This is a genomic window from Pseudochrobactrum sp. B5 (assembly GCF_001939785.1).
Lineage (GTDB): Bacteria > Pseudomonadota > Alphaproteobacteria > Rhizobiales > Rhizobiaceae > Pseudochrobactrum > Pseudochrobactrum saccharolyticum.
Genome location: NZ_MOYL01000002.1, coordinates 216,090 through 239,213 on the forward strand (window position 1 = coordinate 216,090; position 23,124 = coordinate 239,213).

A 23,124-nucleotide genomic window follows, 5' to 3' on the forward strand; every position below is an offset into this window, starting at 1 on the left:
ATGAAGCCATGAGCGAAGTGGCGAGACTGATTTCTCCGATTGACGGTTCTGTTTATGCGGAACGTGCCTGCCTTGATCTGGGGCAGGTGCAGGCTGTCGTCTCTGCAGCCAGACAGGCGCAGGCAGGCTGGGCAGCGCTGAGCATTGCTGAACGCGCAAAATATTGTTCGGCGGCGCTCGCTGCTCTGGCCGCAATGAATGACGAGCTGGTGCCGGAAATTGCCTGGCAGATGGGGCGGCCGGTACGCTATGGCGGAGAAAATGGCGGCGTGCAGGAACGCGGTCAATATATGATTAATATAGCGGAAGAGGCGCTCAAACCGCTGGTTCCGGAAGAGAAAGACGGTTTCCGCCGCTATGTGAAGCATGTGCCGCTTGGCGTGGTGATGGTAATTGCGCCGTGGAACTATCCGTATCTTACTGCGGTGAACACGATTATTCCGGCGCTGATGGCGGGGAATACGGTTATCCTCAAACACGCCACGCAAACATTACTGGCCGGTGAGCGCTTTGCCAAAGCCTTTGAGATTGCCGGTCTGCCGAAAGGTGTTTTCAGTAATGTGGTGCTGGGACATGCAACCACGGAAGCGCTGCTGGCCTCTGGCACAATTGACCATGTGAATTTCACCGGTTCAGTTGGCGGCGGGCGTGCGATTGAAAAGGCCGCTGCCGGTACATTTATGAGTATCGGGCTGGAGCTTGGCGGTAAAGATCCTGCCTATGTGCTGCCGGATGTTAATGTCGAGCATGCAGTTGCCAATCTCGTAGATGGTGCATTTTTCAATTCCGGCCAGTGCTGCTGCGGTATTGAGCGCATCTATGTGCATGAGGCGGTCTATGACAAATTCGTTGACGGCTTTGTTGATCTGACCAGTCAATATGTGGTGGGCAATCCGCTGGATGCATCCTCAACATTGGGGCCAATGGCACATGCGCGTTTTGCCGATCTGATCCGCGAACAGAAGGCGGAAGCACTGCGTAAGGGTGCAAAAGCCCATATCAATATGCAGGTCGAGAATGACCGTGCCGGTTCGCCTTATATCGCGCCGGAAGTGCTGACGAATGTCGATCATCAGATGGGCGTGATGCGCGAAGAAAGCTTCGGGCCGATTGTCGGCATCATGAAAGTGCGCAGCGATGAAGAAGCTGTTGCGCTGATGAATGACAGCAATTTCGGCCTCACAGCATCGCTCTGGACACCGGATACGGATCGTGCGGCCAATATTGCCGATCAGATTGAAACCGGCACCGTGTTTATGAACCGCTGTGACTATCTCGATCCGGGACTGGTCTGGACCGGTGTTAAAGATACGGGCAAGGGCGCTTCGCTGTCGTCAATCGGTTACGGCAATCTCACCCGTCCGAAATCCTATCACCTGCGTGAAAAAATCTGATCTGCCTTTGAATTTTGATGTGAAAGCAAATGCAATGACAACATTGATCTCAAAATGGAACTTTCCGACCACTGTGCTGTTTGGTGCCGGTCGTATTAAAGAACTGCCTGCAGTGCTGAAAGCTGCCGGTATCAGTAACCCGCTCTTCGTCACCGATCCGGGACTGGCGAAGCTGCCGGTTGTGGCATCGACCTTGGCAGTGCTGGATGAAGTCGGTGTAAAATACGGCACTTTTACTGAAGTGAAGCCTAATCCGGTCGAGAGCAATCTGACAGCCGGTGTTAAAGTCTATAATGACGGCAATCATGATGGTGTGATTGCATTTGGCGGTGGCTCAGCGCTTGATCTTGGCAAGCTGATTGCGTTTCAGGCCAAGCAGACACGTCCGGTCTGGGATTTTGAAGATATCGGCGATTGGTGGACACGCGCAGACAGCGCGGTGATTGCACCGGTGATTGCGGTGCCGACAACAGCCGGTACCGGCTCGGAAGTTGGCCGCGCCGGAGTGCTGACCAATGAAGCCACGCACACCAAAAAAGTGATTTTCCATCCGAAAATGCTGCCGGTGACGGTGATTGCTGATCCTGAACTTTCCGTTGGTATGCCGCCTTTCATCACGGCTGGCACAGGGCTGGATGCACTGGCGCATTGCTTGGAAGCTTATTGCGCACCGGGTTATCACCCGATGGCGGATGGTATCGCGCTGGAAGGTATCCGGCTGGTGTTTGAAAATCTGCCGGTCGCCTATGCGAATGGTCGCGATATTACAGCGCGTGCCAATATGATGGCTGCGGCGGCAATGGGCGCAACAGCTTTCCAGAAGGGGCTTGGCGCTATCCATTCACTGTCGCATCCGATCGGCGCGCTTTATGATACGCATCACGGCATGACCAATGCGGTCTTCATGCCTTATGTGCTCGCGTTTAATCGTGCAGCGATTGAAACCCGTATTAGTCGTCTGGCTGACTATCTTGGTATTGCAGGCGGGTTTGACGGCTTCGTTGCAGCAGTGATGAAACTGCGCAAAGAGCTGAATGTGCCGGACAGCCTGCCGGAATTTATCAAAGGTCTGGAAATGGATGATGCCCGCAAGGATATGATTGCGGAAATGGCCATTGTTGATCCGACAGCCGGTGGCAATCCGGTTGAGCTGACAAAAGAAGGCGCATTGAAGCTGCTTAATCAGGCGCTTAAAGGCACAGCCTGACAGTGTGAGTTGCTGTACAGAATAAGGCGGTAGCATGAAGCTGCCGCCTTTTTGTTTTTGGAGCATGGATTATTTGTCGGAGACAAAATCAAAGACCAGCGAGCCCCGATCGGCCAATAGCGGTGCAACAAATTCTTTGAACTTCTGATGTTCCGGATCGTAAAAAGCGGGATCGATCACGGCCGGTGTGCCGACATAATAGTTCCGGTCACCTTCAGAGCGGAATTTGACAATAAATGCCTGATCGAAACCCTGACCAAGATTTTCAAAACTGTTTTGTCTGCCTGCATGAATGGAAACAATATAAGGCTCACCATTGCGCCTTGCTGTGTGCTTCATATTCCGGAAACGCAGCAAAACGGCCATGCGCTGTGCATCACTTACATCGGGCTTGTAGCGAAACAGGACAATGTGGCGAATGACACCGGGTTTATAGTCCGGCGCTGTAAAAATTTCCGGTTTTTCATCCTGCTGGAATATAACGGGAATATGATTGCCGTGCCAGATAGATTGCGCCTGCGCGGAAGGGGTGAGGAAGAGTAATAATGCTGTGGCTTTAATGAATTGATGCATAATGGCCTCAAAATTTATTTTATGATATTCAATAAGTATTCTGAAATTAAATGCACTTTAGTATGAAATATTATGGCTTTGAGAAATATACAAAATATGATTTTAATAAAAGTGTTTTTTGTAAGTTGTTGTATTTGCGGCGCAATTGACGGTTAACTGGCCGGATGCGCCGGCAAAATTACAAGATTTTGCCGGCATGGATTGATGCAGTTAAGGGCGTGAGCCTTCTTCGGCCAGTACCGGCACCGGATGGCCGCTTTCATCTACTGCTACCATGGTGAATTCACCTTTTGCAGTCATCAGGCGTTCGCCGCTCATCAGATCTTCCGACCAGAGTTCTGTGGAAACAACGACAGAGCTGCGACCGGATTTGATGACTTTAGACACGAGTTCAAGAATAGACCCCACACGCACCGGATATTTGAAATCCATTCTGCGGGAAGAAGCCAGCACAGTTGGCAGGCGGCAATAACGGGTAGCGGCAATGAAAGCACTTTTGCTCATTTCAGCCATAGCCTCACCACCGAACATGGTGCCATAGGAATTGGCCTGATCCGCAAATACCACATCCGACATACGTAAAAGTGTCGATTGGTCGTCAATAATCTCTGCTGTTTCTGTCTTCGGCATAGGCGGCAGGCTCCATGCTTTGTCTTTTGTCAGCTCTGTCTTAGCAACCATGTGGAACAGTCCGCGGGTACAGAGCACACGCTCGCCGCCGATCATATTCTCAGCCACCATTTCCACTTCAACCGAAAGCGAGGTGCGGCCGACACGGATAACTCTGGCCGTCAGTTCAACAATCTGCCCGAGCTTAACCGGCGCTGTATAATCAATACGTTCGCAGGAGGCCGTAACAAAAGGCACACGGCCATGACGGGTGGCAGCAATGAACGCCACGCGATCCATCAGCGCAAAGCCTGCGCCGCCGAATAATGTGCCGTGATGGTTGGTGTCTCCGGGGAAAACAACTGTCACGAGACGTGAAATCAGAGGCACATCCTGACCGTAAATCATCTCATCAGATGGTTGGATTTTCTGGTCATCATTCAGGGGCGCTGTCATGGATTTGTCCTTGCATGCCTCTGTCGGATTGCAGAAGGCATGTCCTTATCCGGTATTTAAACACTAGAGCGGTTACGTCCAGATTGGATCACAGTGCTCGCTCTAGATTCTTTAATTTGCCGCATGTTCGCTGACGCTAAATGAGTCCATTTAGCTGCGCCATGCTCTATCTTTCGCGCTTTTACGGCGCATAAGGCCATTATACAAGGTTTGGTGACGGCATAGTGATGCCGGTTATTGACCTGTTATATCAGGAAGATATTCCATCTTATTGTTTTTCAATATTCAATCCGTATTTGTCACATAATGAAAAAGCCGTGACAGTGGGGACTGTCACGGCCTTTATCTTGTTTGTGCTGCTTGTCTTTATTGTCAGGCAGCGGCGCGCAGCTGACGGGCAGCTTCAACCAGATTGACAAGAGCCGGTTTGGTTTCTGCCCAGCCACGGGTTTTCAAACCGCAATCCGGATTGACCCAAATCTGCTGCGCCTTGAGTTTCTGCGCTGCTTTTTCGATCAGATCGACCATTTCTTCCACATCAGGAATACGTGGCGAGTGAATGTCATAGACCCCCGGACCAATTTCGTTCGGATAGCCCTGTTCGGAGAAAGCGCTCAGCAGTTCCATTTTGGAACGTGAGGTTTCAATCGAAATCACATCGGCATCCAGTGCTGCAATCGCAGGCATAATGTCGTTGAATTCCGAATAGCACATATGGGTGTGGATCTGGGTTTCGTCTTTCACGCCGGCGGCGCTAAGACGGAAGGCTGTCACAGCCCATTCCAGATAGGCAGCCCAGTCGCTTTTACGCAGCGGCAAACCTTCACGCAGAGCCGGTTCATCAATCTGGATAATGCTGATACCTGCGGCTTCGAGGTCAGTCACTTCATCACGCAATGCCAGAGCAATCTGGCGGCAAACCTCGGAACGTGGCAGATCATCGCGTACGAATGACCATTGCAGCATGGTAACAGGGCCGGTGAGCATACCTTTCATCGGCTTGTCGGTTTTGCTCTGGGCGAATTTTGCCCATTCGACAGTCATGGCAACCGGACGGGAAACATCACCATAGATTACCGGAGGGCGCACATAGCGCGAACCGTAGCTCTGTACCCAGCCGGATTGGGTGAAGGCATAGCCGTCGAGCTGTTCGCCGAAATATTGCACCATGTCATTGCGTTCGAATTCGCCGTGTACCAGAACGTCAATGCCGATTTTCTCCTGCCAGCGGATTGCTGTTTCGGTTTCCTGCTCAAGGAAGGTCTGATAGTCGGCAGCAGACAATTCACCTTTAGTAAATCGCGAACGTGCCTGACGGACTTCTGTGGTCTGCGGGAAAGAACCGATGGTTGTTGTCGGGTAAAGCGGCAGTTTTAAATGATTTGCCTGCAATTTGACGCGTGTATCAAACGGGCTGTTGCGATGTGACTGCGCATCGGTAATCGCTGCAACGCGTGTCTGCACTGTTTTATTATTGACTTTGGCTGAGGCCTTGCGGGCGGCAATAGCTTCATCCGAGGCCTTTAAAGCGGCTTCTGCTGTTTCCGGCTTGTCGCCAAGAACTGTGCCGAGCACAGCCAGTTCTTCCAGTTTCTGCACAGCAAAAGCCAGGGACTGACGGATTTCCGTATCGAGTTTCTTCTCCGATGTCAGATCAATCGGCACATGCAGTAACGAACAGGATGGTGCAATTTGCACAGTATCTGCACCACGCTTGGCGATGACTGATTTCACGCGCTCGCTAATGCCACGCAGATCAGCGCGCCAGATATTGCGGCCGTCGATTACGCCGAGTGATAGCACCAGATCGGGGCGGGCGATTTTAGCAGCGGCATCAAGATCCTGTGGTGCGCGAACCAAATCCAGATGCAAACCGGCAACCGGCAGTGTGATAGCGGTCAGCAGATTGTCGCCATAGGAGCCGAAATAATTGGCCAGCAGGATTTTCAGTTCCGGCAGTTTTTCCGCCAGAAACTCATAGGTCGTGCGGATAGATTCATGGTCGCGGGCATCAAGATCAAGGCTCAGAACCGGCTCATCAATCTGCACCCAGTCAGCGCCTGCCGCATGAAGCTGGGCAAGAATTTCCGTATAGACCGGCAGTAGGGCTTCCAGTGTCTTGTTCAGATCAAAATTGGCATCGTTGGATTTGCCGAGCTTGAGGAATGACACTGGCCCGAGCAGAACAGGGCGGGTGTGAATGCCGAGTTCTTTAGCTTCATTGAATTCGTTGAGCGCTTTATTGTCGGTCAGGGTGAATGTCTGACCGGCGCTGAATTCCGGCACCATATAATGGTAATTGGTGTCGAACCATTTGGTCATTTCCAGCGCGGGTACGCCATTACCGGAGGCGCCGTTGCCGTGATCACGGCCGCAGCTGCAACTTGCCAGTTCTATCGGTATAATGACCTTACCCCCGCGTGCCAGTGCGAAATAGGTGTCCAGATCAACTTTGCCGCTTTTCCAGCCATAGACTGCCGGAATAACGCCGAGCGTTACAGCCAGATCAAGCACATGGTCATAGAGGGAGAAGTCATTGGACGGAATGTTCTTGATGCCTTTCTCCTGCTGCAGTTTCCAGTTGGCGGCGCGCAAGGATTTGGCCGTGGCAAGCAGGTCTTGCTGTGAGGATTTGCCTGCCCAGTAGGATTCAAGAGCGAATTTGAGTTCGCGCTGTTTTCCGATACGCGGAAAACCGAGATTGGCTGTAGTAACGGTCATTTCAATACCCCGACGAATGCTGGCAAATTGTTGCTGCGGGCAGGAGGCGCGCAGCTCTTTATGTCTCTTAAAAATGTAACGGGCAGGTTTCCTGACTTGCGGGTCATCATTCGCTCCAGCCTTCCCGAAATGTTGCCATTTCAGTTGCCTGAAAGCCGATTTGTTGGCCGCTCCGCATTCCCTCTTAGCTTTCATACAATCGGGCAAAGGTTTGGGAGGATTGCGCAATTGCAGGAAGAACCACGATATGGAGAGACTGCCTCATCAAAAAACGAATGTCAATTATGATATAAAGATTTGTTTATATGGATATATAGTTATGAATTGCAGTGGAGTTGCGCAATGATGCGTAAAAATCATTGGCAGGATGCAGAGGTGAAGTCTCGCTGATACGAATCAAATGGTGAAAATATGCGCCATCAGGGATTTGTGCGGACACGGCGTCAGATTATTTTTCTAATATACATTTCCGCGTCAGCGCATGTCGCATTAATCATGTGCTTACGGTCTGATATTGTGCTGATTTTGCATAATGTCAGTATAGCTGCCATATTTTTATTGCGCGAATGGCTGGCAAAAGTTATGCAAAACGTAATTTTTCATGCTGCAATCGCAAGAAAGGGAAATTTCGATGTCGCAGGATAATCCTCTCGAAAATGCACTTGTTCGTCTTGATGAAGCCGCCAGCCATCTGGATATTGACGCGGATGTTATCGAAAAGTTGAAATTTGCCCGAGAGACTACCAAGGTGCGACTGATGATCCGTATGGATGACGGATCACGAAAATCCTTTATTGCATGGCGTTGCCGTTATGATGATACACGCGGCCCGACAAAGGGTGGCATCCGTTACCATCCTGAATCAACAGCTGAAGAAGTGGAAACACTGGCGTTCTGGATGACCTTCAAATGCGCAGTGATGAATCTGCCTTATGGCGGCGGCAAGGGCGCAATTCAGGTTGATCCGCGTAAACTCTCCAAGGCAGAGCTGGAACGGTTGTCACGCGCTTATATTCAGGCTTTTGCCCGTATACTGGGGCCTGACCGCGATATTCCGGCACCGGATGTTTACACCAATTCGATGATTATGGGCTGGATGGCCGACGAATATTCGCAGATGGTTGGCCAGTCATCGCCTGCGGTGATTACCGGTAAGCCGATTGCGCTCGGCGGTTCGCTTGGTCGTGATGATGCAACGGCGCGCGGCGGTTTCTATCTGGTGCGCCATCTGGCTGCCGATCTCGGGCTGTCAGAAGAACTGCATGTCACCATTCAGGGCTTTGGTAATGCCGGTCAGCATATGGCCAAGCTGATGACCAGTGATGGTCATAAGATTGTTGCGGTATCGGATTCTGAGGGCGCGGTTTATTGTGCATCCGGTCTGGATGTTGCGGCGCTGATCCATGCGAAGCAGAATGGCCGCTCGGTTCTGGCAACAGTCGGACATGGCGGTCATGAGGCACTGGCATCGGAAGATCTGGTCGGCGTTGCCTGTGATGTGCTGGTGCCTGCAGCTATGGAAGATATGATCCATGCACGCAATGCCGGTTCTGTGAAAGCCAAGCTGATTGTGGAGCTGGCCAATGGTCCTGTGACACCCGAAGCCGATGCTATTCTGGAAAAAATGGGCGTAACCATTTTGCCTGATATTCTGGCTAATGCCGGTGGCGTGACCGTTTCCTATTTTGAGTGGGTGCAGAACCGTCAGTGCTATTATTGGGAGCTGGAAGAAATCCATTCGCGCTTACGCGTGATTATGGAGCGGGAAGGTCGCGCTATCTGGAATGTTGCCAAGGACAAAGGCGTAACCATGCGCACCGCCGCTTATGTTCATGCGCTGTTGCGTCTCTCGCAGGCGATTGAAGCACATGGCACGCAAAGTGACTTTGTTGCGTAAGACGCAATGGGGGTGATTTTGTTGCCTGAAAAGGGAACGGGAATTGATCCCCGATGCAAATACAAAATATAATGAAGGCCGGTGAAACCGGCCTTTTTCATTTTATGAAGAAGATGAAGTATCTTTTTGATTATTTTAAAGATTGTTTCCAGAAAAGAATGATTTTTCCGAGTGTAACACCGGCAATAGCACCAGCGGATTTGACAATGAAATCCGAGATTTCGCCATGTCTGTCGGGCGTCAGGCGCTGCATCAGTTCAAACAAACCGGCAGCAGAAATCAGCATAATCAGAACCAGCGCCCAGCGCTTCGGATAGGCCAGACAAAACAGCAGGCCGATTACCAGCAGCATTGTAAAACGCTCGGCTGTCACATAGCCCGGAATATGCGGACGAAAGCCGATCGGACTAATGGTGACTGCAAGAAGCAAGGCCAGCATCAACCAGGCAAGAACAGGCAATACAGGAAAACGGCGCATTTATTCCTCGTCAGTCGGTAGCTGCTGGGTTTCATCCTCATTGCAGGGAAGATACAGCATTTCGGTAAACAGCGTTTTGACAGTCTCGCCGAGAAGGAAATCACGGCCGGCGATTTCATCGACGCCGATGCACCATTGCACGCCACGCGGAGAAAGGCCGAACTCCGTCGAGAGATAGGATTTGGCATATTCTACGCCGTCTGCGCAATCTGTCTGACGGGTGTCTTTACAAAACCCGCCTTCCTGAGCAAGCTGTTTCAGAGACTGCTGTCCGGCAGACATTGTATAGAAATAGGTGCCAGCGCAGGATGCTGCGACCACACCACCAATGCCGATCAATGCAATGACTGCTTTTCTCATCGTAAACCTGTCTGGAGCGGGTTCGGAAGGCTTCTGTCTGCCGCCTTAGCACGGAGGGGGATTGAGGGCTAGAGCATTTCCCAGTCAAGTTGGAGCAACTTGACGCTCTTAAATTCGCCAAGTTGACCCAACTTGACGGCTGTGAAAATGCGACCAAATAAAGAACCTAGAGCGGACGCTATGGTCCTATCTGAACGCAAACCGCTCTAGACTACGCTTGAATGAATTATGACAGCTTTACAGAGCAGATTTATGGATTGAGCACCTTTTGCCCGTATTTCAGCTGTGTTGCACATCGGACATATCAGCGATGATAAGTCATTTTTCCGGTGGTTTGCTGCGGTGCAGTACCTTGTTATTATGCTTTTGGCTTTTTATAGAGTTGCTGTGCGCATTGCACAGATACGACACAAAACGGATATACAGTTCTGTTAGACGCTGTTTTCCTGATTGCGTTCTTTCCCGTCCATTTTCTGCTCTCTCACTGAAACGGTTCATATGCAGCACACTGACCCGTCCCAAAATATTGATTCCGAAAAACATATCCGCGACGATGTGTATGATGAGGACGGTTCTGTCAGTGAGGCGCTTGTAACCCGTATTGAGGTTGCGCTTGAAGCGCGCGATGCCGATCTTCTGCGCGATGAAGTGCGCGATCTGCACCCTTCAGAACTCGGCCATCTGCTTGAAGCACTGGATGCCACTGAGCGTCAGTCTCTGGTGGAATTGCTCGGTGAAGAATTCGACTTTGAAGCGCTGACCGAGGTTGATGAAGCGATCCGTCTTGAGATCGTGGATGCCATGCCCAACGAGCAGATTGCCGAGGGCGTGCAGGAACTCGATTCCGATGATGCGGTTTATATTCTTGAGGATATGGACCAGCAGGATCAGGACGAGATTCTGGCCAAGCTGCCATTTACCGAGCGTATCCGGCTGCGTCGTGCGCTGGAATATCCGGAAGACAGTGCAGGGCGCCGTATGCAGACGGAATTTGTCGCCGTGCCGCCATTCTGGACGATTGGTCAGACGATTGACTATATGCGTGAAGACAACGACCTGCCGGACAGATTTTCGCAGGTTTTTGTAATCGATCCGGCTTTTCATCTGCTTGGCACGATTGATCTTGACCGCCTGCTGCGTGTGCAGCGTGTTGTGCGTGTGGAAGACCTGATGGTTGAGGCACGCCACGCTATTCCCGCGACGATGGATCAGGAAGAAGCCGCACAGATTTTTGAACAATATAACCTGCTGTCCACTGCTGTTCTCGATGAGAATGAACGTCTCGTCGGCGTGCTGACGATTGACGATGTGGTGGATGTTATTCAGGAAGAAGCCGAAGAAGACATTATGCGTCTCGGTGGTGTGGGTGATGAAGAACTGTCCGACAGCTTCATGACTATTGCCCGCTCGCGCTCGCCGTGGCTGTTCGTCAATCTGTTTACGGCTTTTCTGTCTGCCTCAGTGATTGGTCTGTTTGACGGTACCATCCAGCAGATGGTGGCGCTGGCGGTGCTGATGCCGATTGTTGCCTCAATGGGCGGGAATGCGGCAACCCAGACCATGACAGTGACTGTGCGTGCGATTGCCACCCGTAATATTGATATTCACAATGCGGCACGCGTTATTCGCCGTGAGGCGCTGATCGGGCTGCTTAACGGCATGATGTTTGCAATTATGATCGGCACAGTTGCGGGTTATTGGTTTGATAACTGGCATCTCGGCGGCATTATCGGCAGTGCAATGATTATCAATATGCTGGCGGCAGCCTTGGGCGGAATTCTCATTCCGTTGCTGTTGCACCGTCTGGGTGCGGATCCGGCCATTGCGTCTGCGGTTTTTGTGACCACTGTGACGGATGTGATCGGCTTCTTCGCCTTTCTCGGTCTGGCGACCTGGTGGTTCGGCTTCTCGTTCTCTTAAATCCTGTGTGTTTTAAAGTTGCGTAATATGCGTCTTATGCGATTTTTTGTTGCGTATTTTTTATTATTTAATATTGAATGATATTTTGCTTTGTGAGCGGGGATTTTCGCGATTTACAGCAAAAATGAGATTTTTACAGGCCGGATTGTTTTTCGGGTACTCCCAAAAACAATCCGGCAAAACTAATCCGGCAATGACTATCAAGCAATTGCGAATGAAATATTGACTTTTACGTAAATGCGATGTCACAAAGAGAAGAAAACAAGTTGGTGGACTGAATGCGTGAATATTATTCGATTACGGAGCTGACGAGGGAGTTTGGGATTTCCACACGAACTCTGCGCTTTTATGAAGACGAGGGGTTAATTCATCCTCTGCGTCGTGGTCGGACACGTCTTTTCCGTCCTTCAGACCGGCATTTGCTTAAACAGATTATGCGTGGCAAACGGCTCGGCTTTTCGATTGCTGAAATTCACGAAATTATCCAGATGTATCGCGAACCGCCGGGTGAGGCCGGTCAGCTGCGCCTGCTCATTAAGCGCGTTGAAGAAAAGCGCGAGGATTTACGCCAGAAACGCCGCGATATTGACGAGACATTGAGCGAGTTGGATCAGGTTGAAGAAGCCTGCATCGGACGCATGGCCGAGCTGGGTGTGCGTACCTGACAGCACGTTTAATTAATCGGAAGGGCAGTCTATTCTTATTGAACAGGCTGCCCTTCTTGCGTTTTAGCGACACATTGCGCGGAGAATGTGCTGAGTTTTTCGCGCTCTTCATCTGTTGTGGTGCTGCTTTTCAAGAGATTGGTCAGCTGGTTGCTCTGGATATTTTCCAGCATACAATCGCAATAGATCCGGCATAGTTGCGGATCGCTGTCGGCGCTGCACTGAACAGTGCATTGCTGGACAAAATTGGCCGCCTGAATTGCCGGTGACGGCGGAAAGATTGCCGAAACCCCATAGAGCAGACCGATCAGAACCGGTTGATGCACCAGATAAAAGATCAGGCTGTGACGGCCGATAAAGATGAGCAGACGTTCCAGCCATTGCGGTTTGATCCCGCCTTGCAGCAAGCGCAGCAAACCGGTTGACTGCATGATACGCGCCGCCGCAATGCCAAGCAGCACTGCGCCAAACCACGGAAACAGCGGCACATAATCGTTGGAAACCGGATTAATGGTCGAAAGACCAACCCACCACAGTGCCGGATGGTCGAAAATTTCTGCGCGGAAATAAACCGGTGTTGCTATGATTGCTGCGGCCAGTGCAACAGTGATCCATACGGGCATGCGCAGGAATAACAGGCCGAGCAGGCTTGCCAGTGCGATCTGATGCAGAATGCCGAAGAAGATAAAGCCTTGCGGCATGAAAAACCATGTCAGCAGGCTGATTGCGGCGGCGGCAATAACCACTTGCGTTAGACGTTTGAAAAATGGCTGCCAGCGAATGGCGCGGCCATGGGCAAGCACCAGACTGAAGCCGACCAGAAAGAGAAAGCTGGAAGCGATGCAGCGGGCAAAAATCCGCCACCAGCCCTGACTGGCGCTGCCTTGCACCAGATAGCCGAAAAACTCCAGATCCCAGCCGAAATGATAAATCGCCATGGCAATCAGTGCCAGCCCGCGGGCAATATCCAATCGTCCAAGACGTGAACCGGATTTCATCGGTGTTTCAGCGTTAATGGCAGTGCTGGCCGGATTCATTGCAGACTTTCAGCTGATGCGTTTGTACGGATTTGATTGCCTATAGCTATAATGAGTTCATGCCGGTGACAAGCTGACAGATGACAGGAGATTTGTCGTGATTTGGTGGTCAGACTGGTGCGGTAACGGAGGGTAACTGGCTTTAATGTGTGGTTATTACATGTAGTTCAGACAGAATTTGGCCGAAATGGTAAATATGACAAGATGAGGTTTTACAATTAGATAATTGAATTTAAATGGTAATTTCTATCATGGTAAATTTGCATAGCTGCTATGTCATGGTTTCGTCGCAATTGCAGATTGCTTGTGAACCGGCTTTGGATTATAAATAAGGGACAGGCATAGCAATGAGTGCGGTGCATGTTCTCATGAATGAAATACCGGAAACGAGTAAAATATTCCATGGATGAAACAGTTCAGAAGTCCTGCTGGGGTGTAACCCTTTGGGCAGTTATTGGATTGGCCGCTGTAATTTTGTTGACCTATTTGTTCTCCGTGTAATTACGGATATTCAAAAGAAATTTCAGAGCGTTCAGATCACCGGTGCTTTTAAGCCCGGTGATTTTTTATTGTGCTGTCGGTTTTGCTGGAGCGGTTTACGTCCAGATTGGATCACAGTGCTCGCTCTAGATTCTTTAATTTGCCGCATTATCACAGCCGTCAAGTTGATCCAACTTGGCGAATTTAAGAGCGTCAAGTTGATCCAACTTGACTGTGAAATGCTCTGGAGCCTGCTTTTTCAAAGGGCGATATTTCAAACATTGTCGCTTTCTTGCTGTTTTTTGGTGCAATCCGCGCATGTTGCCACCATATTAAGTGAGACACTTATCTGATCCGGTTTTACAGAACCGCATAACGGGTTATATAGGGCTTGAGATGAGGGAGTTTGCGGGCGGTGATTTGCCTGCACTTTTAGAGCGGTTTACGTCCAGATTGGATCATAGCGCTCGCTCTGGATTCTTTGCTTTGTCGCATATTCGCGGACGCTAAATGAGTCCATTTAACTGCGATATGCTCTGGATATGAAAGAACGGTATCTTCTATGTTCCTGTCAGTTTTTGATCTGTTTAAAATTGGCATCGGGCCGTCCAGTTCCCATACAATGGGGCCGATGACGGCAGGGCATCAGTTTCTGAAAGAGCTGAAAGACGGCGAGTGGCCACGTCCGCATAATGCGAAAGTGACACGTATCAAGGCCTATCTGCATGGTTCGCTGGCTTTTACCGGTATCGGCCATGCGACGGATCGGGCGGTTATTCTCGGTCTTTGCGGGTTTTTGCCGGCCAATATTGATCCGGATAAAATGGACGATCTGCTGGCCAAAGTGAATGAAGAGCACAAAATTCGCCCGAGCGGTCATCCCGCCTATGATTTTGATCCCAAAGCCGATCTGGTAATGGATCGTAAAGTGGCTTTGCCGGGACATGCCAATGGTCTGGCTTTTGAAGCGCTGGATCGTGACGACCGTATTTTGCTGCGCCGCGTTTATTATTCAATCGGCGGCGGTTTTATTGTCACCGAGGAAGAGCTGAATGCAACGCGTGTGAGCGGCGGCAAAAAGCAGGTTGACGATAATGTGCCTTATCCTTTCTCCACAGCGAAAGAGATGCTGCAAATGTCGGCGGCAAGCGGCCTTTCCATTGCGGAAATGAAACGCGCCAATGAAGAAACCCGCATGAGCCGTGAAGAGCTGGATGCGGGACTGGATAAAATCTGGGATGCCATGCGCAGCTGTATTGAGCGCGGACTGACACAGGAAGGCATTATGCCGGGCGGACTGAAGGTGCGCCGCCGTGCCAAGCAGTTGCATGACCGGCTCAATGAAGAATGGCGCCAGAACCGTCATAATCCGCTGCTCGCTAATGACTGGCTGTCCGTCTATGCGATGGCGGTAAATGAAGAGAACGCTGCCGGTGGCCGCGTTGTTACCGCACCGACCAATGGTGCAGCTGGTGTTGTACCTGCCGTCATGCGCTATTATCTGCATTTCCATGATGATGCTGACCAGAAGGGCATTCGTGACTTTCTGCTGACCTCTTCAGCGGTTGGCGGCATTATCAAACACAATGCGTCGATTTCCGGCGCTGAGGTTGGCTGTCAGGGTGAGGTTGGCTCGGCTTCGGCTATGGCTGCCGCAGGGCTTGCTGCTGTGCTGGGCGGAACACCTGAGCAGATCGAGAATGCGGCTGAGATCGCACTGGAACATCATCTGGGCATGACCTGCGATCCGATTGCCGGACTGGTGCAGGTGCCTTGCATTGAGCGCAATGCGCTGGGTGCGGTGAAGGCTGTGACCGGTGCATCATTGGCCGTGAAGGGCGATGGTACGCATTTCGTGCCGCTGGATGCCTGTATCGAAACCATGCGCCAGACCGGCGTGGATATGAATGAGCGCTATAAGGAAACAAGTCTCGGCGGGCTTGCCGTGAATGTGGTTGAGTGCTGATTTCAGCTTTATAGAATACAAAAAACTCCGCATGATGAATGCGGAGTTTTTTATTTTTATCAATACGATATAGAAATATTTTAATCTTTTGAATTGAGTTTATTCAGGCGTTCGGCAATCCGTTCTTTATTGATGGCGATTGCTGTTTCATCCGGTTGCCAGTCAGTGCACCATTGTGCCGGAATGCCTTCAATAAGATGTGCTGTTGACTGATAAGACGGCTGATAGCCGCGGCGCAGCATTTCATCAATCAATGCCTGTTGCCGTTGCACGAGAAAGCCCAGACGCGGATAGAAAAACCGCACATGGCCCTTGCCCAAAGTGTAGCTGCGCGGATTGCGCGGATCATCCGGTTTTTCTCCGCGCTCGATGGCTGCGCGGGCAAGGGTGAAAATCCGCGGCAGCTCACGATATTCTGCCACCAGATGCGGGCCCGTCAGCTCCTGCGGTGGTATGCAATTGATACGGGTCATCAGATTGCGGTGGTTTTGCTGTTTAATTTGGCTGCAAGGGCAACTGCACCGGTCAGAGCATCGGCTTCTGGTGTACGCAGGCGCGGCTGATAGCGTGCAGAGAGGCGCGGGCCATAAAGCGCGCCGAGACCGCCAATCAGAGATAAAACCGGCTGATCGTCACTCATGGATACGTCGAGAGCGGCTTCAATCGTCTCGACTGACTGTTTGAGGATTTTTTCTGCCAGCGGGTCTTTTTGCGCAGCATATTCAAAAACCATTGGCGCAAAACGACCAAAATCATTCGGACGTGCATCATGGGCGAAGCGCACAATGGCATGCGGCTCATTGTCGAAATGGGCAAGCAGCGCATTGCTGAGCGGTGTGCGCTGATAAATACCGTCATAGGCCAGCAGGGATTCTTCCAGAAGTTTCTGACCAAGGCGCGCCCCGCCGCCCAGATCGCTGACTTTGAAACCCCAGCCACCTTTCATAGTAACATTATGATTACGACGGGAAATATAGACGGAGCCGGTGCCGAGAATGACTACAACCCCATCCTGATCGCCGATAGCACCCTGCAAAGCGATAATACCGTCGGAGACCACACTGCTTCTGGCAAAGGGCAGGGCTTGCTGCAATTGTTCGGCAACGCCGGAAACATTGGCACCTGCCAGACCGAGGCAGGCAGTAATGCGGCTATAGGATTTTACCGGCAATTCGGCAGCAAGTAGTGCGGCATCGGTAGCGGCAAGAATATTCACCACGGATATATCCATGTCGGTCATGATATTGGCAGGGCCTGCCTGACCGGTACCCAAGACTTTACCTGTTGTATCTGCAATTGCTGCACGGCATCCGGTGCCGCCACCGTCTATGCCAAGAATATAATCCGCCACATTATGCTCCCGATTCTCTGCCCGTTTCTGATACGGGTTTTATTGCAGGTAACACAAATTGCCAATTCCGAGAATATTTTCATTTAAACCGTTTTAAATTATCCGCAAGGCCCGTTAATTGCCCGCTAAATGCTTTTGCGAGTCGCACAATCCTGCTTTCACTCGGATTGTGTGAATTGGTATTCAAGGATGGTCTTTTATGATGATCCATATGGTCGAAAAAAATAGAACCAATATTGCTGTTTGAATAAGACGACTGCCTGAGAATGCAAGTAATGGTGATAAATTCTTTGCTTTTGCTGGACAGGAAAAGATATTTACGCATTACTCTATGCGAGGACAGACGGGAGAAGAGGTCTTAAGGGAGCCGTGAGTGCCGGATGGGGTATTTTGAGAAATATATCGTAACCTGCATCATGAAAACTCCCGAAGTTTTTCTTTCTGCAATCAATGGTTCTGTTCTGAGGCTGAGGGACATGATTTCCTGTCCGTATGCCGGAATTGGCAGCTGATAATGAACAGCCGGTGCGGCTTTTTGCAACGGTAAGATCTGAAAGTGACTATCCGGAAAATCGGAAGTGCTCTGAGAACAGAAACAAACATATTTCAATGACGCCTCTGAATGAGTGCGCGCGGGGAGAGTAAAATGAACTTTAAAAACTTCAGTTCCGCTTCGCTGGCATCAAGTGTTCTTGGTGCTTCCGTATTGGGTGCTGTATCGGCCGCTTCGGCGCAGGATGTAACGCTGACCATTGAAAGCTGGCGTAATGACGATCTGCCGATCTGGCAGGAAAAGCTCATTCCGGCTTTTGAAGCAGCCAATCCGGGTATTAAAGTTACCTTCAATCCTTCTACACCAACCGAATATGATGCGGCGCTGGGTGCCAAGCTTGATGCCGGTACTGCCGGTGACATCATTACCTGCCGTCCGTTCGACAAGTCACTGGCGCTTTATGAAAAAGGCCAGCTGTCTTCGCTCAACGATCTCGATGGTATGAAGAATTTCAGCGATGTGGCAAAATCCGCATGGCAGACCGATGACGGCAAGACATCTTTCTGCGTGCCGGTTGCCTCGGTTATTCATGGCTTCATCTATAACAAAGATGCCTTTGAAAAAGTAGGCGTCAGCGTTCCTAAGACTGAAGAAGAATTCTTCGCAGCGCTCGACAAGTTCAAAGCTGACGGCAACTATATTCCGATGGCTATGGGCACCAAAGATCTTTGGGAAGCCGCAACGATGGGCTACCAGAATATCGGCCCGACATATTGGAAGGGTGAGGAAGGCCGTAAGGCTCTGATCGCCGGTACACAGAAGCTGACCGATGCAGACTGGGTTGACCCTTATAAGACCCTTGCAAAATGGAAAGATTATCTGGGCGACGGTTTCGAAGCACAGACCTATCCGGACAGCCAGAACCTGTTCACCCTCGGCCGCGCCGCAATCTATCCGACCGGTTCATGGGAAATCAGCGTTTTCAACCCGCAGGTTGATTTCAAAATGGGCGCGTTTCCGCCTCCGGTTCGTAAAGACGGCGACACCTGCTATATCTCCGATCACAACGATCTGGGTATCGGCATGAATGCCAAGACCAAAAATCCGGAAGCTGCAGCCAAGTTCCTGAACTGGGTGGCATCGGATGAATTCGCAACCATTTATGCGAATGCGCTGCCGGGCTTCTTCAGCCTGTCTTCCAACGAAATCAAGCTGGAAGACCCGCTGGCTGCGGAAATGGTTGGCTGGCGTAAGGATTGTAAATCGACCATCCGTTCGACCTACCAGATCCTCTCGCGCGGTACACCAAATCTGGAAAACGAAACCTGGATTGAATCCGCCAATGTTATCAATGGTACAGTGACACCTGAACAGGCCGGCGAAAAGCTGCAAAAAGGCCTCGACAGCTGGTACAAGCCTGCGAAATAACATGAATTGAAGCCATTCGCCGCAACCCGTGCCATTGTCTGATGAAGATGTGGTGCGGGGGCAGGCGGGTGGCTTTTTTGCCGTGTTATTATTGTTACCTGTTTTTTATGCATGTTCCGGCACAAGACAAAAGTCGCTCTGCCGGAAATGCCCTGTTTGAAAGCTTACGACCGGTATGGCGCGAAATTCGACAAGCAAACCGCCTTTCCGCTGGCATATAGCGGTTTTTCTGGCACCGGCGGTGCTGGTTTATACGGCTATTATGATCCTGCCGCTTTTCGGAACCATGCAATTGTCGCTGTTCCGCGTTGAAAATCAGGAAAGCTTTTTTGTCGGTCTGGATAATTTCCGCACATTGCTCGGTGATGAGCGCTGGTCGGCGAGCTTCTGGAACGCGCTGGGCAATAATATGTGGTTCTTTATCATCCATATGGTGGTGCAGAACCCGATCGGTATTTTGCTTGCCGCATTGCTCAGCCATCCGAAACTGCGCTTTGCCGCTTTCTACCGCTCGGCGATTTTTATTCCGACCATTCTGTCCTTTGTGATTGTCGGTTTCGTGTGGAAGCTGATCCTGTCACCGCTTTGGGGCGTGGCGCCGAATATGCTGGATCTGGTGGGGCTGAAGAGCCTGTTCGCACCATGGCTCGGCCAGAAAGAATATGCGCTGACAGCACTTGGCCTGATTTCGGTCTGGCAGTTTATCGGTATTCCGATGATGCTGATCTATGCGGCGCTGCTGTCTATTCCTGATGAGATTATTGAAGCTGCGGAATGCGACGGGATTACCGGCGCATCACAGTTCTGGAAGATCAAGCTGCCGCTGATCCTGCCATCCATCGGAATTATCTCCATTCTGACCTTTGTCGGCAATTTCAATGCGTTCGATCTGATCTATTCGGCGCAGGGTGCACTGGCTGGGCCTAATTATTCCACCGATATTCTCGGCACATTCATGTTCCGCACCTTCTTCGGTTTCCAGCTTCAGGTTGGCGACAAGAATATGGGTGCAACGATCGCCTCGCTGATGTTCTTCATCATTCTGATCGGCGTCTGTGTCTATCTGTTCGGTATTCAGCGACGTCTGCGTCGCTACCAATTCTGAGGATATTAATATGAGCCGCGCAACACAGTCTCCGGTACGCAGTATCGCCGCCCATGCGATCCTTATCCTCTATACGCTGATCGCCCTGTTTCCGGTGGTGATTATCATCATCAACTCCTTCAAGACCAAGGCAGCAATCTTTCGCTCGCCTTTGTCATTGCCGAATTCGGAAACATTCAGTCTGATCGGTTATCAGACCGTCACGTCACAGGGGAATTTCTTCCTCTATTTTCAGAATAGTATGATTGTCACTGTTGTGGCGATTGCGCTGGTTCTGATTTTCGGAGCAATGGCCGCCTTCGCACTGTCGGAATATCGCTTTCGCGGTAATACACTGATGGGGCTATATCTGGCGCTGGGTATTATGATCCCGATCCGCCTCGGCACAGTTTCCATTCTGGAACTGATGGTGGCCAGTGGTCTGGTGAATACGCTGACCTCGCTGATCCTTGTTTATACGGCGCAGGGACTGCCGCTGGCGATTTTCATCCTGTCTGAATTTATGGGGCAGGTGTCGAAAGACCTCAAAGATGCCGGCCGTATGGATGGTCTGAGTGAATATCGTATTTTCTTCCGCCTCGTGCTGCCGCTGGTGCGTCCGGCTATGGCAACAGTTGCGGTGTTTACGATGATCCCGATCTGGAATGATCTCTGGTTCCCGCTGATCCTTGCGCCGTCTGAGGAAACCAAAACCGTTACGCTGGGCGCACAGATGTTTATCGGGCAATATGTAACCAACTGGAATGCGGTTCTGGCCGCGCTGTCGCTGGCAATCCTGCCGGTACTGATCCTGTATTTCATATTCTCCCGTCAGTTAATTCGCGGCATTACCGCAGGAGCAGTCAAATGAGTGAAGTCGGGGCAAAAAAACTGCGCGTAATGGTCGCCGGTCTGGGGAATATGGGCTTAAGCCATGCGCTGGCCTATCATAAAAATCCGGGCTTTGAGATTGTCGGTCTGGTCAATCGTTCAAGCGTTAATCTGCCAGAGGAACTGCGCTCCTATCCGCTGCTGACTTCCTATGAAGAGGCATTGCAGCAGCTGAAGCCTGATCTGGTCTGCGTGGCGACCTATTCGGACAGCCATGCTGATTATGCGATTATGGCAATGGAAGCCGGCAGTGACGTTTTCGTTGAAAAACCGCTAGCGACAACTGTGGCTGATGCGGAACGTGTGGTGGCAAAAGCCAAGGAAACAGGCCGCCAGCTCGTGATCGGCTATATTCTGCGCCATCATCCGTCATGGGTACGCCTGATTGAAGAAGCGCGCAATCTCGGCGGGCCATATGTTTTCCGTATGAATTTGAACCAGCAGTCCAGCGGTGCCCATTGGCAGACGCATAAACAGCTGATGAAAACCACATCGCCGATTGTTGATTGCGGTGTGCATTATCTGGATGTGATGTGCCAGATCACCGATGCCAAGGCTGTAGAAGTGCGCGGCATGGGCGTGCGTTTGAGCGATGAAGTTGCGGAAGGCATGTATAATTACGGCCATTTGCAAGTGTTGTTCGCCGATGGCTCGGTCGGCTGGTATGAAGCAGGCTGGGGGCCGATGATGTCGGAAACAGCTTTCTTCGTGAAAGATGTGATCTCGCCTAAGGGCTGTGTTTCCATCGTGATGGAAGAGGGCGCAAGCTCTGCCGATATCAATACCCACACCAAAACCTCTGTGATCCGCGTGCATCAGGCTGAAACTGATGCAGAGGGCAAGTTCAAAAAGCACGACGAGCTTTTATCTATGCAGGGTGAGCCGGATCATCAGGAATTGTGTGACCGCGAGCAGGCTTTCATGCTGAAAGCGATCACTGAGAATATTGACCTGACCCGTCATATGGACGATGCGGTACAGTCTTTGCGTATTTGTCTTGCCGCGGATGAAAGTGTGCGCAGCGGTCTGGCTGTGAAATTATAAAACAGCCTGCGATTTGCATTGCGTAGCTTTGGCCTTGAAAACATTCTGACAGGAAAACGACTTTGGGAACTCTGAAACTCAATAATATCCGTAAATCATATGGTCAGGTCGATATTATCAAAGGTATCGATCTGGATGTGCGGGACGGGGAACTGGTCGTTTTCGTCGGGCCTTCCGGCTGCGGAAAATCCACACTGCTGCGTATTATTGCGGGGCTGGAGGATGCCAATTCCGGTGAAGTGCGTATTGACGATCAGGTGGTTAATCAGACGCCGCCTGCCAAGCGCGGTATTGCCATGGTGTTTCAGAGCTATGCGCTCTATCCGCACCTGACGGTTGAAGCCAATATGGGGCTTGGTCTTAAACAGGCAGGAAAACCGGCAGCTGAAATTAGTGAACGGGTTACGCAGGCTTCCGGCATGTTGTCGCTTGAGAGCTATTTGCAGCGCCGTCCGGCCGAACTTTCCGGTGGTCAGCGTCAGCGTGTGGCGATTGGCCGTGCGCTGGTACGCGAGCCTAAACTGTTTCTGTTCGATGAGCCGCTTTCCAATCTTGATGCGGCATTGCGTGTGAATACGCGTCTGGAAATCGCCAAGCTGCATCGCCAGCTGTCTGCAACCATGATTTATGTGACTCATGATCAGGTGGAAGCTATGACGCTGGCAGACCGAATTGTTGTGCTGAATGCAGGGCGGATTGAGCAGGTCGGTGCACCGATGGATCTCTATAATGCACCGGACAATGAGTTTGTCGCAGGCTTTATCGGTTCACCGAAGATGAACTTCGTCGATGCTACTGCGCTGAATGACGATCAGGCAAAGCGCATCGGCATCCGGCCTGAGCATATTACGCTGGACAGCAATTCAGGTCAGTGGAAAGGCTCTGTCGTTCACGTTGAACAACTCGGTGCTGATACCAATGTCTATCTGGATACCGAAACTGCAGGGCTGCTGACAGTGCGTATTTTCGGCCAGTATCGTGTGGAGCCGGGAACTGTGATTTATGCGACGCCGGAGAGCGATAAAATCCATCGCTTTGACGGCGAGGGGCGTGCGATCCGCTAAGCGCCG

Annotated in this window: 19 protein-coding genes and 1 riboswitch; of the genes, 11 read left to right on the plus strand and 8 right to left on the minus strand. The window is 51.0% G+C overall.

Going from position 1 to position 23,124, the window contains the following annotated elements; genetic code table 11:
• The first annotated feature begins 8 nt into the window (after nt 1–8).
• Both BKD14_RS07535 and BKD14_RS07540 read left to right on the plus strand, forming a co-directional pair.
• Nucleotides 9–1,394, plus strand: a complete 1,386-nt coding sequence (locus BKD14_RS07535) for an aldehyde dehydrogenase family protein (RefSeq protein WP_075654951.1) — start codon at nt 9–11, stop codon at nt 1,392–1,394.
• 34 nt (nt 1,395–1,428) lie between these two features.
• A complete protein-coding gene (locus BKD14_RS07540; protein ID WP_075655729.1) occupies nt 1,429–2,601 on the plus strand; it encodes an iron-containing alcohol dehydrogenase in 1,173 nt (390 codons plus the stop codon).
• Nucleotides 2,602–2,670: 69 nt separating this feature from the next.
• Here BKD14_RS07540 and BKD14_RS07545 read toward each other — a convergent pair whose 3' ends face one another.
• The 3 genes from BKD14_RS07545 to metE form a co-directional block, all read right to left on the minus strand.
• The gene (locus tag BKD14_RS07545) at nt 2,671–3,174 is read right to left on the minus strand and encodes a Dabb family protein (RefSeq protein WP_083646925.1); all 504 of its coding nucleotides are present in this window, start codon (nt 3,172–3,174) and stop codon (nt 2,671–2,673) included.
• A gap of 210 nt (nt 3,175–3,384) precedes the next feature.
• On the minus strand, nt 3,385–4,239 hold the full coding sequence (locus tag BKD14_RS07550) for an acyl-CoA thioesterase (RefSeq protein WP_245293594.1): 855 nt from the start codon (nt 4,237–4,239) through the stop codon (nt 3,385–3,387).
• A gap of 372 nt (nt 4,240–4,611) precedes the next feature.
• Entirely contained in the window at nt 4,612–6,960 is a 2,349-nt protein-coding gene (gene metE / locus BKD14_RS07555) for a 5-methyltetrahydropteroyltriglutamate--homocysteine S-methyltransferase (RefSeq protein WP_075655735.1), read from the minus strand.
• Nucleotides 6,961–7,023: 63 nt separating this feature from the next.
• Nucleotides 7,024–7,220, minus strand: a riboswitch (cobalamin riboswitch).
• A gap of 371 nt (nt 7,221–7,591) precedes the next feature.
• On the opposite strand from metE, the gene BKD14_RS07560 reads away from it, so the two are divergent.
• Nucleotides 7,592–8,857, plus strand: a complete 1,266-nt coding sequence (locus BKD14_RS07560) for a Glu/Leu/Phe/Val dehydrogenase (RefSeq protein ID WP_075654953.1) — start codon at nt 7,592–7,594, stop codon at nt 8,855–8,857.
• A 130-nt stretch (nt 8,858–8,987) separates the two neighbouring features.
• Here BKD14_RS07560 and BKD14_RS07565 read toward each other — a convergent pair whose 3' ends face one another.
• Nucleotides 8,988–9,335 carry a VanZ family protein gene (locus BKD14_RS07565; RefSeq protein ID WP_022711935.1) on the minus strand — a complete coding sequence of 116 codons (348 nt, stop codon included), beginning with the start codon at nt 9,333–9,335 and terminating at the stop codon, nt 8,988–8,990.
• Nucleotides 9,336–9,695: a hypothetical protein gene (locus BKD14_RS07570; RefSeq protein ID WP_022711934.1), complete on the minus strand. Its 360-nt coding sequence runs from the start codon at nt 9,693–9,695 to the stop codon at nt 9,336–9,338.
• Between the two features lie 498 nt (nt 9,696–10,193).
• Between BKD14_RS07570 and mgtE the strand changes: the two genes are divergently transcribed.
• Nucleotides 10,194–11,615, plus strand: a complete 1,422-nt coding sequence (gene mgtE, locus BKD14_RS07575) for a magnesium transporter (RefSeq protein WP_075655737.1) — start codon at nt 10,194–10,196, stop codon at nt 11,613–11,615.
• Nucleotides 11,616–11,893: 278 nt separating this feature from the next.
• Nucleotides 11,894–12,280, plus strand: coding sequence for a MerR family DNA-binding transcriptional regulator (locus tag BKD14_RS07580; RefSeq protein ID WP_022711931.1), 387 nt, complete (start codon nt 11,894–11,896; stop codon nt 12,278–12,280).
• 35 nt (nt 12,281–12,315) lie between these two features.
• On the opposite strand, the gene BKD14_RS07585 is transcribed toward BKD14_RS07580, so the two are convergent.
• Entirely contained in the window at nt 12,316–13,278 is a 963-nt protein-coding gene (locus BKD14_RS07585) for a heparan-alpha-glucosaminide N-acetyltransferase (protein ID WP_083646999.1), read from the minus strand.
• 1,081 nt (nt 13,279–14,359) lie between these two features.
• Between BKD14_RS07585 and BKD14_RS07590 the strand changes: the two genes are divergently transcribed.
• On the plus strand, nt 14,360–15,763 hold the full coding sequence (locus BKD14_RS07590; protein ID WP_075654957.1) for an L-serine ammonia-lyase: 1,404 nt from the start codon (nt 14,360–14,362) through the stop codon (nt 15,761–15,763).
• Between the two features lie 80 nt (nt 15,764–15,843).
• On the opposite strand, the gene BKD14_RS07595 is transcribed toward BKD14_RS07590, so the two are convergent.
• A complete protein-coding gene (locus tag BKD14_RS07595) occupies nt 15,844–16,236 on the minus strand; it encodes a pyrimidine dimer DNA glycosylase/endonuclease V (RefSeq protein ID WP_075654959.1) in 393 nt (130 codons plus the stop codon).
• A complete protein-coding gene (locus BKD14_RS07600) occupies nt 16,236–17,114 on the minus strand; it encodes a BadF/BadG/BcrA/BcrD ATPase family protein (RefSeq protein ID WP_075654961.1) in 879 nt (292 codons plus the stop codon). The genes BKD14_RS07595 and BKD14_RS07600 overlap by 1 nt, the downstream gene beginning before the upstream one ends.
• Before the next feature lie 646 nt (nt 17,115–17,760).
• On the opposite strand from BKD14_RS07600, the gene BKD14_RS07605 reads away from it, so the two are divergent.
• From BKD14_RS07605 to BKD14_RS07625, 5 genes are all read left to right on the plus strand, one after another.
• On the plus strand, nt 17,761–19,035 hold the full coding sequence (locus tag BKD14_RS07605) for an ABC transporter substrate-binding protein (RefSeq protein ID WP_075655739.1): 1,275 nt from the start codon (nt 17,761–17,763) through the stop codon (nt 19,033–19,035).
• A 175-nt stretch (nt 19,036–19,210) separates the two neighbouring features.
• Complete coding sequence (locus BKD14_RS07610; RefSeq protein WP_022711922.1) at nt 19,211–20,140, plus strand: sugar ABC transporter permease; 930 nt, start codon at nt 19,211–19,213, stop codon at nt 20,138–20,140.
• 10 nt (nt 20,141–20,150) lie between these two features.
• Nucleotides 20,151–20,990 (plus strand): carbohydrate ABC transporter permease, encoded by an 840-nt coding sequence (locus tag BKD14_RS07615; RefSeq protein ID WP_022711921.1) that lies wholly within the window; start codon nt 20,151–20,153, stop codon nt 20,988–20,990.
• Nucleotides 20,987–22,054, plus strand: a complete 1,068-nt coding sequence (locus BKD14_RS07620; protein WP_075654963.1) for a Gfo/Idh/MocA family oxidoreductase — start codon at nt 20,987–20,989, stop codon at nt 22,052–22,054. The genes BKD14_RS07615 and BKD14_RS07620 overlap by 4 nt, the downstream gene beginning before the upstream one ends.
• A gap of 62 nt (nt 22,055–22,116) precedes the next feature.
• Nucleotides 22,117–23,118, plus strand: coding sequence for an ATP-binding cassette domain-containing protein (locus BKD14_RS07625; protein ID WP_075654965.1), 1,002 nt, complete (start codon nt 22,117–22,119; stop codon nt 23,116–23,118).
• Nucleotides 23,119–23,124 lie beyond the last annotated feature (6 nt).

Excerpts from the sequence above, each read along its gene's own strand:
- BKD14_RS07620 (WP_075654963.1), top strand. The coding sequence starts at position 20,987 with ATGAGTGAAGTCGGGGCAAAAAAACTGCGCGTAATGGTCGCCGGTCTG.
- BKD14_RS07595 (WP_075654959.1), bottom strand. The coding sequence starts at position 16,236 with ATGACCCGTATCAATTGCATACCACCGCAGGAGCTGACGGGCCCGCAT.
- BKD14_RS07565 (WP_022711935.1), bottom strand. The coding sequence starts at position 9,335 with ATGCGCCGTTTTCCTGTATTGCCTGTTCTTGCCTGGTTGATGCTGGCC.
- BKD14_RS07615 (WP_022711921.1), top strand. The coding sequence starts at position 20,151 with ATGAGCCGCGCAACACAGTCTCCGGTACGCAGTATCGCCGCCCATGCG.
- BKD14_RS07610 (WP_022711922.1), top strand. The coding sequence starts at position 19,211 with ATGGCGCGAAATTCGACAAGCAAACCGCCTTTCCGCTGGCATATAGCG.
- BKD14_RS07580 (WP_022711931.1), top strand. The coding sequence starts at position 11,894 with ATGCGTGAATATTATTCGATTACGGAGCTGACGAGGGAGTTTGGGATT.
- BKD14_RS07550 (WP_245293594.1), bottom strand. The coding sequence starts at position 4,239 with ATGACAGCGCCCCTGAATGATGACCAGAAAATCCAACCATCTGATGAG.
- BKD14_RS07605 (WP_075655739.1), top strand. The coding sequence starts at position 17,761 with ATGAACTTTAAAAACTTCAGTTCCGCTTCGCTGGCATCAAGTGTTCTT.
- BKD14_RS07540 (WP_075655729.1), top strand. The coding sequence starts at position 1,429 with ATGACAACATTGATCTCAAAATGGAACTTTCCGACCACTGTGCTGTTT.
- mgtE (WP_075655737.1), top strand. The coding sequence starts at position 10,194 with ATGCAGCACACTGACCCGTCCCAAAATATTGATTCCGAAAAACATATC.
- BKD14_RS07535 (WP_075654951.1), top strand. The coding sequence starts at position 9 with ATGAGCGAAGTGGCGAGACTGATTTCTCCGATTGACGGTTCTGTTTAT.
- BKD14_RS07545 (WP_083646925.1), bottom strand. The coding sequence starts at position 3,174 with ATGCATCAATTCATTAAAGCCACAGCATTATTACTCTTCCTCACCCCT.
- BKD14_RS07570 (WP_022711934.1), bottom strand. The coding sequence starts at position 9,695 with ATGAGAAAAGCAGTCATTGCATTGATCGGCATTGGTGGTGTGGTCGCA.
- BKD14_RS07590 (WP_075654957.1), top strand. The coding sequence starts at position 14,360 with ATGTTCCTGTCAGTTTTTGATCTGTTTAAAATTGGCATCGGGCCGTCC.
- BKD14_RS07560 (WP_075654953.1), top strand. The coding sequence starts at position 7,592 with ATGTCGCAGGATAATCCTCTCGAAAATGCACTTGTTCGTCTTGATGAA.
- BKD14_RS07585 (WP_083646999.1), bottom strand. The coding sequence starts at position 13,278 with ATGAAATCCGGTTCACGTCTTGGACGATTGGATATTGCCCGCGGGCTG.
- metE (WP_075655735.1), bottom strand. The coding sequence starts at position 6,960 with ATGACCGTTACTACAGCCAATCTCGGTTTTCCGCGTATCGGAAAACAG.